Source organism: Elizabethkingia miricola (genome assembly GCF_001675285.1).
Lineage (GTDB): Bacteria > Bacteroidota > Bacteroidia > Flavobacteriales > Weeksellaceae > Elizabethkingia > Elizabethkingia miricola.
In genome coordinates this window covers 98,919-110,187 of sequence record NZ_LSGQ01000029.1, presented here as the reverse complement: position 1 = coordinate 110,187, position 11,269 = coordinate 98,919, and the positions used below count along the sequence as shown (strand labels likewise).

Here is an 11,269-nt window from a genome sequence, read left to right as displayed (position 1 = left end):
TACAAAAGCAAAACGTGAATTCAATAAAAATATATTGGAAATTAATATTTCGAGAAATTTGACTAAAAAACTGTTGTTTAGTGATTAAAACTGTTGATTATTGTAAATAACATAGTTTAAACTATTGCAAATCAATAATTTAATTTCTATTTACAATTATAAATTTCAATATTCTAAATTTATTTACATTTGTATTTTACAATTCTAAAATTTGTTTTACATTTGTAATTATGGAAATTTCAGACAGAATTAAAAAAATCATCGATCATTATGGCTATTCTCCATCAGAATTTGCCGACACGATCGAAGTACCCCGTTCCAGTATTTCGCATATCACTTCAGGAAGAAATAAAGCTTCTCTGGATTTCATTGTCAAGATTAAAAACAGATTTCCCGAGATACAATGGGACTGGTTAATCGACGGGCAGGGCGATATGACGAAACAGGCTGTTCAGGAACCTGAAGAAATTGATAATTCTGTTGAGGAAATTAATATTCCGGAAGAGGAAGAAGAGTCTTCTTCCCCACTCGATTTATTTACTTTGGCTCCCGATTTTTCATCTCCAATAATTGAAGAACCCGAAGAGCCTGAAATCCCATCTTCCGGAGAATCGGATATACCGATAAAAGATACAGAGGAAAGTATTCCAGGCGATTCTCAGCGATTAGCTATTGAGGAAATTTTCGCGCCAATGCAAAGTACTGGAAATCAGGAAAGAGCTATAAAACGAATTGTTTTCTTTTTTGAAGACGGAAAATTTGAAGTTTTTACACCTTAAAATTCTATCTGAAAGAATTGATAAAATCCAAATACAGGGGCTGTCTAAAAAAATGTTATGTCGATTTCTATGACAAAGTGTGATGCTTATGATTTTTGAGACAGCTTCTTTTCTTATCTTAAAGAGACATTGGAATAAGTTTGTTTTTGCATTCCGATTCCTTTTACCGTAATTTTTTTCCAGTGTGGGGGTAATGCATTTTTGGTCTGTATAATGTTTCCGTCCGAACCAAAATCAACTCCTGCAAATCCCATAATTACAGCTTGCAAACTTCCGCCAGCACCGGTTATAAAATAAGGATTATCACCTTCAGCTGTTTCTGCCAATACCCTGAACGGATGCAGAAGATTGGGTTCATAGGACTCTTTAAACCATTTATAGGCTTCTTTCCCGTTTCCTAATCTACTGTGTAACAATGCAAAAAACGATTTCGTCATGGCTGGTGTTTTTTCTTGCGGAACCTTCTCCTGATAATACAGCAAGTCTTTAAGAATCTGCTCTTTAGAATTGATAATACCCAAAGGATAAGCCAGCAGATTAACATCTGCCTGTTTTATTTTTTGTCCGGTATAACTATCGTGTTCCCTCGTAATCCCGTTTTCCATTTTAGAGAATATCAGGTTATCAGCTATATTTTTCCATGTATTATTCACTGGCAGGTTCAGTATTTTTGCGGCTTCATTAGCATATTCAAAGTTGAGTTTCGCAATAGCGTTGGTATAAGCATTATTATCTACATTCTCCGCCCATTCATCTGCTGCTACTACATTCAGAATATGGTATTTATCACCCTTTTTCTCTATTCTGCTCTCCCAGAATTCTGCCGTTTTCTTCAGTATAGGCCATCCTTTTTCTTTCAGCCACTGCACATCTTTTGTAAACAAATAATAATGCCATGCTGCAAAAGCTACATCTCCTGTAATGTGGTGTTCATAGGTTCCTGTAAGTGCCCATACAGGCGTTTCTTCTTCTCCAGAAACAGCACTTTCCCAAGGATACATGGCACCTTTGTAACCATATATTCCGGCATTTTCTTCAGCAGCTTTTAGTCTGTTAAACCTATAATCTACAAGACTTTTAGCTATTTCCGGTTTAAAAAATAACAAGGGTTTGAACATAAATAATTCAGTATCCCAAAAGATATGCCCGTTATATCCAACACCACTCAATCCCACAGGCGATAACGATGTATCACTCCCTTCACGTGAAAAAGAATACAAATGGTACATCATATTATGTACGTCCTGTTGTACCTGCGGGTCTCCTTCTATTTGGATATCCCCTTCCCACAGTTTTTCCCATTCTGCTTCATGCTTTGTTTTTATTTTTTCAATCCCCTGCAATCCGGCATATATACTGAGCCGCTCTGCATAATTTAAAGGATCTTTTACCTGAGCAGAAGAAATAAGCGTCCCCACAAGCGAAAAAGTATACGTCTGTGACGTTTGTAATTCCTGGGAAAAAGCCATTGTATGCTGTTCATTATCTTTCTTATTATATATAATTTTAGGCTGTTCACCATGTTTTTCGGGAAATACAAATGTATTACTTGCTGCCATTATAATACTTCCGGTAGGACTTTTAGCAAGAGATGTCAGAAGCCGAATTTTAGCATGTGGTGGTGTAATTTCCGTGTAAAATTGCTGATTGTCTTTAAATCCCGGAGGCTGTTTTAATAGATTTTCGGCTCTAAAAGTGATATTCTTTTTCGCTTTAATGCTTATATTCAGCATCACATTGTTGGGAAGGTTACGGATGGCTATATAATTATATGCCACTGTTGCAATATCCTTATAATCAAAACTCCCTGCAAAAGATGCCTTTTTCATGTCCAGTTTTTGTTTATAATTAGATATATTATCCAGATTTACAGGTACTCCGTCAATTGTAAGGTTAAGGTCCAGTAAATTGAAACCGGAAAGAAAATTACTGGTTCTTCCACGTCCATACTGATCATAAACTCCGGCCAGGATTGTCTGGCTCACTTTCAAAGGTTCCGGAGAAGAAACCACACCTATCATTCCGTTGGAGACACTAATACCGGTGTAACGCTTCGGGTCAACATTTTCAGCTTCAATAACCCATGAATTCTGACCGAAAAGAGAACTGAAAAAGCTGAAAAGTAATAAAATTTGTATCCTTATATATATAGTAGAAAAATGATGCATGCTGTTATTATTCTTTAGTAACAAATATATAAACCTATAATGCCTTTTACCAGAGAAATTCTTCAAATTGATAAATTTTAAATCAGAATATGCGGCGAAACCATAAAAGTAACAGTGCTATTTATATTATTGTTATTCTATTCTATCATGATCACATTTATAAAATGGTTGCGTAAAATATTATCTAACAGCATTTTATAATTATACTTTTTTTTACTATACAATTATAAATCATTCACAATTTATTTTGCAGATTTGAAAAATTATTCTAAATTTGCAACCTGTTAATCAACCTCTGACGATAGACGTGTATGTTGTTTGATGTAATTATTTATTTTTAATTAACAATGGATTTAATTAAGTACGTACAAGACAAGTACATTACAAAAAAAGAATTCCCTGAATTCAAAGCTGGTGATACCATTACTGTGTATTACGAAATTAAGGAAGGTAACAAAACCAGAACTCAGTTCTTTAAAGGTGTTGTTATTCAGTTAAGAGGAACAGGTGCTACTAAAACTTTTACTATCCGTAAAATGAGCGGAGATGTAGGTGTTGAAAGAGTATTCCCTATTAACATGCCTGCACTTCAGAAAATTGAAGTTAACAGAAAAGGTAAAGTTAGAAGAGCTAGAATCTACTACTTCCGTGACCTTAGAGGTAAGAAAGCAAGAATTAAAGATAGAGCTCACGGCGCTAGATAATCTTTGCTTACTACAATATAAAACCTTCTCAATTTTGGGAAGGTTTTTTCTTTGTAAACAGAACCACAATCATTAATTATTAAAATATGAAACAACTTCATACTGCTGGATTAATTACCTTAAAAGACAAGAAGCTGTTGCTGGCTTTCAGCAAGAATAAACAAGCCTGGTATCTCCCTGGCGGGAAAATAGATGCAGGCGAAAGTCCGGAAGAAGCTTTGATCCGTGAAATACATGAGGAACTTAATCTGGTTTTAAATGCAGAAGAATTAAACTTTTTCACCCATATTTCGGCTCCGGCATACGGTGAAGACAACTTACTAATGGAACAGGACTGCTTTTTGGTTCATTTGAATAAAACAATACATCCAAGTGCTGAAATCGAGGCTGTTAAATATTTTAGCCTGGAAGAATATAAAAAAGAAAATATTCAGGTAGCCGGTGTTTTAATAGCCTTTGCTGAGCTTGAAAAACAAGAGCTTATTTAATAACCTATTCCCTTTAAATAACCACGACAAAGATTAATAAATACATCTAGTATCCTATGTCTTGTGTCTAAAGTCTTGTATCTTATTGCTGCAGCATATATTGTAATGGAGTCGCTCCTGTCTGCTTCTTAAAAAAATCGACAAAAGCACTATCCGATGAAAAACTAAGCTCAAAAGCTGTTTCTCCCACAGTTTTACCTTCCGAAAGCAGCTCTATAGATCTGTGCAAACGCCATTGCAATCTCCATTCCTGATAAGATAAACCGGTTTCTTTTATAAAAATTCTGCTAATAGTTTTTTCACCAGCTCCTACTTCACCAGATAAAACATTCAGAAAGGGCGGCTGAGAGATTCTTAATATCCATTCTTCCACTTTCTTCTGTAATCTCACATCTTTAGGCATAGAAAAAACTAAAGACTCTTTTGGGGCTGTTCTAAGCTCTTCCTTAAATACAGAGAGAATATTTCTTTGCTCCTTTTCTTCCATATCCCATGGCCAGAAACAGATTCTTTCTATAATTTCCCTTAGCAACGGATTCACGCTCAGCACTTGTATACTTTCCGGAAGATGATTTTCCGTCACATACTTCAACGAAAAATAAACGGATCTGTAAGCTACTACATTGCGAAAAGTAACTCTATGCTCCTCTCCCGCTGGTATCCACAATAATTTGGATGGTGGCAGAATAAGCTGTTTTTCCGGAGTAACAACCGTCATACACCCCGAAGGCGCATACAACAGCTGTACTTTTTTCTGATGACTATGAAATCCTGAATCATGCATCACCATATCCGAAGCGATACCCGTTATATTTTCAGGCCTGTTATCCGCATTAAATTCATCATTCTGATGTAAAAAAGCCATGTCCTTATTTTGATATTTTTAGTTTTTATATCATTATAAAGATAGTAAAATATAGAAAGAAATTTGCAAAAAAAAATAATGAAAAAGACAAATGCTCTCTGGATACTGATTTTACTGGTCATGTTTCCCCAGTTTGTAGAAACCATTTACAGCCCTGCATTGCCACTAATTGCAAAAGAATTTGGGGTAAGCGAGGAAACAGCAACACTTACGATCAGTTTTTATTTTATAGCCTTCGCTGCCGGAGTTATATTCTGGGGCGTACAATGCGATCGTATCGGTCGTAAAAAATCTATGCTATCCGGATTATTTACCTATAGTACCGGAGCTATTATTGCCCTCCTTGCCAGAAATTTTGAAATACTGCTTCTGGCGAGGATTATTTCTGCCTTCGGTATCGCAGTTGGTTCTGTTGTTACCCAGACGATATTACGTGACCTTTATGATAAGGAACAAATCGGAAAGGCTTTCTCTTTTGTAGGTATCGGACTTTCAATCAGTCCGGTTATCGGGATGCTTACAGGTGCCGTAATCTCTTCTAACCTTGGATATCTGGGTATTTTCGGATTACTATTTATTTTAGCCATTATACTCATCTTTTTGACACAAAAGAACCTTAAAGAGACCATTACACCAAACAGGAATATAAATATTAAATCGTCTCTTAACTTATTAAAAAAGATGCTGAATGACCGTTATATCTGGAGAGACAGCATTTTAGTAATGAGCTTTAATGTGATGTTGTTTTCCTATTATTCATTAGCGCCTTTTATCTTCAAAAAAGAAGGTTTTAGTACTACTGATTTTGGTTATAGCGGCTTTATCCTGGCTATAGGGACACTTACAGGTGCTTTAACAAATAAAAGACTGATTAAAAAAGGATTTGAATCTGAAACACTTATCAGAATTGGAGGCGTTACCTCTTTTGTTGCAGCTATTGTCGTTGCGGCTTCAGGAGAAAAGATATGGTTTCTGATTCCATTTTGTTTTATTGTCATGGCATACGGAATAGCTATCCCGAATATATTAAGCACAGCACTATTCAGGTATAAAAGCGAAACAGGATCAGCAGGCGCTGTTTTCGGGCTTATCTATTATATTTTAATAGGTCTTGGGCTTCTGATTACCGGCGCTATTCAACATCTTGGACTCTCACTTAGCATTTTTTCAGGGATTGCCCTGGGCGCGATTCTGCTTCTTAAAAAAAATACAGCCACTTTGTAAAGTGGCTGTTATGTTTATTCTTTTATAAAAGGCAACAATGCCCCTACAAACTGATCGAAAACTTCAATATGTGGGAGATGTCCGACATTATCTAATTCTACAAGTTTTGAACCCGGAATTTTTTCCTGAGTTTTCTTACCCAGTTCATTATACAATCCCATTTTATCCTGCAATTCTTTTGGTGCACGGTTTTTCCCTATTGCTGTTCTATCTCTGGTACCAATAATAAGCAGCGTAGGTCTTTTGATATTCTGAAATTCATAACATACCGGCTGATTATAGATCATATCCGTTGTTAATGCAGCATCCCAGGCTACTTTAGGGTAATCTTTATGCAATGTCCATCCTGCCAGCATATTCAGCCATGGCTGATATTCTTCTTTCCATTTATTGTCATAATAGAATTTCAGCTGATAATTTCTGTAAGTCTCTACGGTATTCTTCAACTCTCCCTGATATGCTTCATCTATGGTTTCATAACCGGCAAAGGTCTTGTAATCTTCCAATCCTATTGGATTTTCCAATACCAGCTTTTCGACACGTTCCGGATATTGCAAAGTAAACCTTGTTGCGATCATTCCCCCCATAGAGTGGCCAAGGATAATCGCCTTATCTATCTTCAGTTTATCTAAAATAAGTCTGGTATTATAAGCAAGTTGCGAAAAGGAAAACTGATAATCGTGAGGTTTACTGGATTTCCCAAAGCCTATCTGATCCGGCATTATTACTCTGAAACCCTCTTTCAGTAAAACGTCTGCAGTTTTCTTCCAATAGGCAGCATTAAAATTTTTGCCATGCAACAGCATAATTGTTTTACCGTTGGCTGTTACCGGCTTTACATCCATGTACACCATTTCCAGATTCTGTCCCTGGGATTCAAACTTTATATAATTCTCAGGATATGGATAGTTTACCGTTGTGAGATAAGCATCCAAAGGTTTCAGCTCCTGTGCAGTAACGGATAAACACAGCATTAAACCCATAGCCATAAAACCAATTCTAATCTTTTTCATAGATATAAAATTATAAAAAATGAAAAAGATAAGTATAAATTATTCTGTAAAATCTAAATCTTTATTATGGGTTTCCGATATAGTAAGCGTTGAGTAAAATGCCAGACCAAAGACTATAATACCTACAATAGCCGCACTTAGAATGACTGAGAAATCTTTTTTGAAAAAATCAAAAGCCAATATCATTACCGGAACCAAACCTCTCACCATATTAGGCACTGTAGTGGTTGCTGTATTTCGGATATTGGTACCAAACTGCTCCGCAGCCAGTGTAACAAACATTGCCCAATAACCTGTTCCAAGTCCCAACCACACACAAAATGCATAATATTTTGTTTCTGTATTTGTATTCCCGAATAACATTATTCCGACCCCTACAATAGTGAAAAGCAACATATAAAAAATAGCTTTTTTACGAGACTTCAGCATTTGTGAAATAAATCCGCTCATCAGATCTCCGACCGAAATCCCTACATACCCCCACATAATTGCTTTTCCGGGATTAATATCCTTAATCCCTAACTCCGGAGCAAACTGATTGGCCAGTACGGCTAGAATACCGATACAATACCATGTTGGCAGTCCTACAGCTATACATTTCAGATATCTTATCAATCTGTCTTTGCTTGTGAAAAAGGATAGAAAATTTCCCTTTGATACAGACTGATGTTTAATATTTTTATAAATCCCCGATTCAGAAACACTAATTCTTAAAAACAAAAGCAGAATTCCCAAACCGCCTCCAATAATATAAGAGATATTCCATCCTCCGGACAGCTCAACCGTTAACTGAGCAACAACAGCACCCATTAAACCAAACCCGGCAACTACAGAGGTTCCTATAGCACGTAATTCCTTAGGCAGACTCTCTGATACCAATGTAATTCCGGCTCCTAATTCGCCTGCAAGCCCTACACCTGCAATAAAACGCAGTAATGCATAAGTATATACCAGATTAGTCTTAGGAAAATACGGAAGAAATCCACAGGCAATATTAGCCAGTGAATATACCAGAATAGAACCAAATAAAACGGAAAGTCTTCCTTTTTTATCTCCAAAAATACCCCAAAAAACACCTCCAATTAACAATCCTATCATCTGACAATTCAGAATAAAGGTTCCGTCTGCATCCGGATTCAGCCCCAAATCTTTTAAGCTGGGAATCCTTACAATGCCAAAAAGCAATAAATCGTATATATCGACAAAATAACCTAATGCTGATATGATAACCGGAATAGAAAAGATGTATTTCAACTTAGAGGATAGCGGAAGTTGCTGCATGATTAAATTTTAATAAAAATATAAAAACTATTGATTTGTGAAATAATTATAATAAAAAAATTCCGAAATAAAATACAAATACACAACATACAACCCGATTTTGGGAATATTCAGTAAATCCGGCACAGCATATTAACTCGGGTTATTTTATAAAAAACAGATAAAAAAAACTAAACACCCCAGCAAAAACACACATACAACAATTAAAAATACAAATAAAATAATTTACACTATTAAAAATACAGGGTATAATTAAAAATAAATGTAATATTTTAATTTTTACCCCTATATTTGACACACCAAATACTTATGAATATGAAAATTGAGAAACGCTGGATCATTTCTTTTGTTATTATCTGTATTATTTCGTTAGGCGCATTAGTCGGAAGTAATACAGACCACATTAATATGCAAAACTTTTTACCGGAAAGCAATATTAATAGTGCAGATACTGCATGGATACTAACCGCATCAGGGTTAGTTCTGTTAATGACACCCGGACTTTCTTTCTTCTATGGCGGTATGGTGGGCAGAAAAAATATACTTTCCACTATGCTGCAAAGTTTTATTTCTCTTGGAGTAGTATCACTTATCTGGATTGTGGTAGGATTTTCCCTATCTTTCGGTGACTCTATAGGTTTTGAAATTAATGGTATAAAATACGGCATCATAGGAAACCCTTTCGAGTACTTTTTCTTTGATGGTGTAAGCACTTTACCGCATAAAAGCCTGGCCTCCACAATTCCGTTTCTGTTATTTGCATTATTCCAGATGAAATTTGCCGTTATCACTCCTGCATTGATTACCGGATCTTTTGCAGAAAGAGTTCGTTTCATTTCATATTTACTCTTCATTGTCCTTTTCAGCTTATTCATCTACACACCATTATGTCACATGATCTGGTATCCGGATGGACTACTGAACAAATACTTTGGTGTAAAAGACTTTGCCGGAGGCACTGTTGTCCATATGAGCGCGGGCTTCGCAGCCCTTGCCGGCGCAATGGTTTTAGGAAAAAGAAAAAGACCACATCACGAGCCTTCCAATACTGCTTTTGTATTACTTGGAACAGGAATGTTATGGTTTGGCTGGTTTGGCTTCAATGCCGGATCTGCATTGGCCGCTAATGCGACTGCAGCTTTAGCTTTTGGCACTACGACTATTGCCTCCGCATCTGCAATGATGACCTGGATATTCTTTGACCGCATTAACGGAAGAAAAGTATCTGTATTAGGAGCTTGTATCGGGGCTGTTGTAGGACTGGTAGCCATAACACCTGCTGCTGGCTTTGTGAGCATCCGTGAAAGCTTATTTATAGGCTTTATTACAGCAATAGTATCTAATACTATGGTTAACTGGAGCAAGCTAAAACAAATTGACGATACACTCGATGTATTTGCCTGCCACGGTATTGGCGGAATTATGGGAATGATACTCACTGCTATTTTCGCACATGGAGAAAGCGCAAGTTTATTACATGGTGGAATCAGCGTTTTCCTGCATCATATGGCAGCTCTAATACTTGTATCCCTATTCTCTTTCTTTGGCTCTCTTTTACTGTACAAAATATCAAATGCTATAATACCGTTAAGGGTGTCTGAGGAGTCAGAAAAAATTGGCCTGGACCTCTCACAACACGATGAACAACTTTGCTAATTTAAAACAACATAAAAAAATCTCTCTTTAGCAATCCCAAAAACACTATTAAAATAAAGACACCTAAGCGTAAAGCTTAGGTGTCTTCTATATTTAGATTCTTTGATCGTTGAACTACGCCAATACCTCTTCTTTTTTACGAGAAGGCAAATTCATCAGTACGATTGCAAAAAGTATAAGTGCAATACCTGTCCATTGAATAAGCAATACCTCTTCGCCTAATAAAACAAAAGCCATAGTAACAGAAACAGGAAGCTCCAGAGAGGACACAATACTTCCTAATCCCAGTCCCGAATTCGGGAAGCCTATATTAAATAAAATAGGTGGCAAAATGGTTCCGAAAACAGCTAAAAACAGCCCATAAGTCCATAATATAGAATAATCGAATGGACGAATCCCTTCCATATTACTGCTAAAATGCGTATAAACACCCTTTAAAGCGTCAAAATGCAATGGCCCTATCTGGGAGAAGAACAGGAAAATAAAAACAATAACTGCACCTCCTAACAACTGTATAAAACTCTTACGAAACGCAGGCAGATATGTTGCGATTGTGTTAGAAGTAAACATAGTCAGCGTATAAGACGCAGCTGCCATAAGCCCCCAAAACACACCTCTTACATCCAGCTTTACATCCATATTGATAAGATTGGTAGCCAAAACAGTTCCCACAAGTACAATAACAGTTGCCAACACCTTACGGGCTGTCGGTAATTTCTTATTTATAAAACTCTCTACAACTACACTAAACCACACCGATTGCATTAATAATACAATTGCGATAGAAACATTAATATATTGTACTGAAAGATAATAGAAAAGACTAGTCCCTCCCAGAGAAGTTCCGGCAAGCATTAGTTTTCTTATATCTCCCTTTTTAGGCGCCGGAAGCTCTTTCTTTGACGCTACAGTCTGAATAACATTCAGAATCAGAAGCCCGATAATCCCCCACATAAACTGTGAAGTAGTTACTTCTGCTGTTGTATAACCATCATTATATGCCAGTTTAACAAAAGTTGCCAGCATTCCGTAGATACTCGCTCCTATTCCGACAAATAAAACACCCTTCAGTATATTTTTCTTCTCCATAA

General features: G+C 36.4%; 10 protein-coding genes. 5 read left to right on the top strand and 5 right to left on the bottom strand.

All coding sequences use genetic code 11. The annotated features are described in order from the left end of the window. Positions 1–230: 230 nt before the first annotated feature. Positions 231–779 carry a helix-turn-helix domain-containing protein gene (locus ATE49_RS14290; protein WP_065082719.1) on the top strand — a complete coding sequence of 183 codons (549 nt, stop codon included), beginning with the start codon at positions 231–233 and terminating at the stop codon, positions 777–779. A 113-nt stretch (positions 780–892) separates the two neighbouring features. Here the strand turns inward: ATE49_RS14290 and ATE49_RS14285 are convergent, their stop codons facing one another. Beyond that, positions 893–2,947, bottom strand: coding sequence for a glycosyl hydrolase family 95 catalytic domain-containing protein (locus ATE49_RS14285; protein WP_065082718.1), 2,055 nt, complete (start codon positions 2,945–2,947; stop codon positions 893–895). A 347-nt stretch (positions 2,948–3,294) separates the two neighbouring features. Here ATE49_RS14285 and rplS point away from each other — a divergent pair, with 347 nt between their 5' ends. Further along, a complete protein-coding gene (rplS, locus tag ATE49_RS14280) occupies positions 3,295–3,651 on the top strand; it encodes a 50S ribosomal protein L19 (RefSeq protein WP_009086043.1) in 357 nt (118 codons plus the stop codon). Between the two features lie 86 nt (positions 3,652–3,737). Continuing rightward, complete coding sequence (locus ATE49_RS14275; RefSeq protein WP_065082717.1) at positions 3,738–4,139, top strand: NUDIX hydrolase; 402 nt, start codon at positions 3,738–3,740, stop codon at positions 4,137–4,139. Between the two features lie 82 nt (positions 4,140–4,221). Here the strand turns inward: ATE49_RS14275 and ATE49_RS14270 are convergent, their stop codons facing one another. Further along, positions 4,222–5,004 carry an AraC family transcriptional regulator gene (locus ATE49_RS14270; RefSeq protein WP_065082716.1) on the bottom strand — a complete coding sequence of 261 codons (783 nt, stop codon included), beginning with the start codon at positions 5,002–5,004 and terminating at the stop codon, positions 4,222–4,224. 78 nt (positions 5,005–5,082) lie between these two features. On the opposite strand from ATE49_RS14270, the gene ATE49_RS14265 reads away from it, so the two are divergent. Next, a complete protein-coding gene (locus ATE49_RS14265; RefSeq protein WP_065082715.1) occupies positions 5,083–6,228 on the top strand; it encodes a multidrug effflux MFS transporter in 1,146 nt (381 codons plus the stop codon). Positions 6,229–6,242: 14 nt separating this feature from the next. Here ATE49_RS14265 and ATE49_RS14260 read toward each other — a convergent pair whose 3' ends face one another. Both ATE49_RS14260 and ATE49_RS14255 read right to left on the bottom strand, forming a co-directional pair. After that, positions 6,243–7,241, bottom strand: a complete 999-nt coding sequence (locus ATE49_RS14260; RefSeq protein ID WP_065082714.1) for an alpha/beta fold hydrolase — start codon at positions 7,239–7,241, stop codon at positions 6,243–6,245. Positions 7,242–7,280: 39 nt separating this feature from the next. Further along, positions 7,281–8,522 carry an MFS transporter gene (locus ATE49_RS14255; protein WP_065082713.1) on the bottom strand — a complete coding sequence of 414 codons (1,242 nt, stop codon included), beginning with the start codon at positions 8,520–8,522 and terminating at the stop codon, positions 7,281–7,283. 315 nt (positions 8,523–8,837) lie between these two features. On the opposite strand from ATE49_RS14255, the gene ATE49_RS14250 reads away from it, so the two are divergent. Then, positions 8,838–10,178 (top strand): ammonium transporter, encoded by a 1,341-nt coding sequence (locus ATE49_RS14250; RefSeq protein WP_065082756.1) that lies wholly within the window; start codon positions 8,838–8,840, stop codon positions 10,176–10,178. A 114-nt stretch (positions 10,179–10,292) separates the two neighbouring features. On the opposite strand, the gene ATE49_RS14245 is transcribed toward ATE49_RS14250, so the two are convergent. Next, a complete protein-coding gene (locus ATE49_RS14245) occupies positions 10,293–11,267 on the bottom strand; it encodes an EamA family transporter (protein WP_065082712.1) in 975 nt (324 codons plus the stop codon). Positions 11,268–11,269 lie beyond the last annotated feature (2 nt).

Coding starts and splice junctions, on each gene's coding strand:
- ATE49_RS14290 (WP_065082719.1), top strand. CDS start 231: ATGGAAATTTCAGACAGAATTAAAAAAATCATCGATCATTATGGCTAT.
- ATE49_RS14285 (WP_065082718.1), bottom strand. CDS start 2,947: ATGCATCATTTTTCTACTATATATATAAGGATACAAATTTTATTACTT.
- rplS (WP_009086043.1), top strand. CDS start 3,295: ATGGATTTAATTAAGTACGTACAAGACAAGTACATTACAAAAAAAGAA.
- ATE49_RS14275 (WP_065082717.1), top strand. CDS start 3,738: ATGAAACAACTTCATACTGCTGGATTAATTACCTTAAAAGACAAGAAG.
- ATE49_RS14270 (WP_065082716.1), bottom strand. CDS start 5,004: ATGGCTTTTTTACATCAGAATGATGAATTTAATGCGGATAACAGGCCT.
- ATE49_RS14265 (WP_065082715.1), top strand. CDS start 5,083: ATGAAAAAGACAAATGCTCTCTGGATACTGATTTTACTGGTCATGTTT.
- ATE49_RS14260 (WP_065082714.1), bottom strand. CDS start 7,241: ATGAAAAAGATTAGAATTGGTTTTATGGCTATGGGTTTAATGCTGTGT.
- ATE49_RS14255 (WP_065082713.1), bottom strand. CDS start 8,522: ATGCAGCAACTTCCGCTATCCTCTAAGTTGAAATACATCTTTTCTATT.
- ATE49_RS14250 (WP_065082756.1), top strand. CDS start 8,838: ATGAAAATTGAGAAACGCTGGATCATTTCTTTTGTTATTATCTGTATT.
- ATE49_RS14245 (WP_065082712.1), bottom strand. CDS start 11,267: ATGGAGAAGAAAAATATACTGAAGGGTGTTTTATTTGTCGGAATAGGA.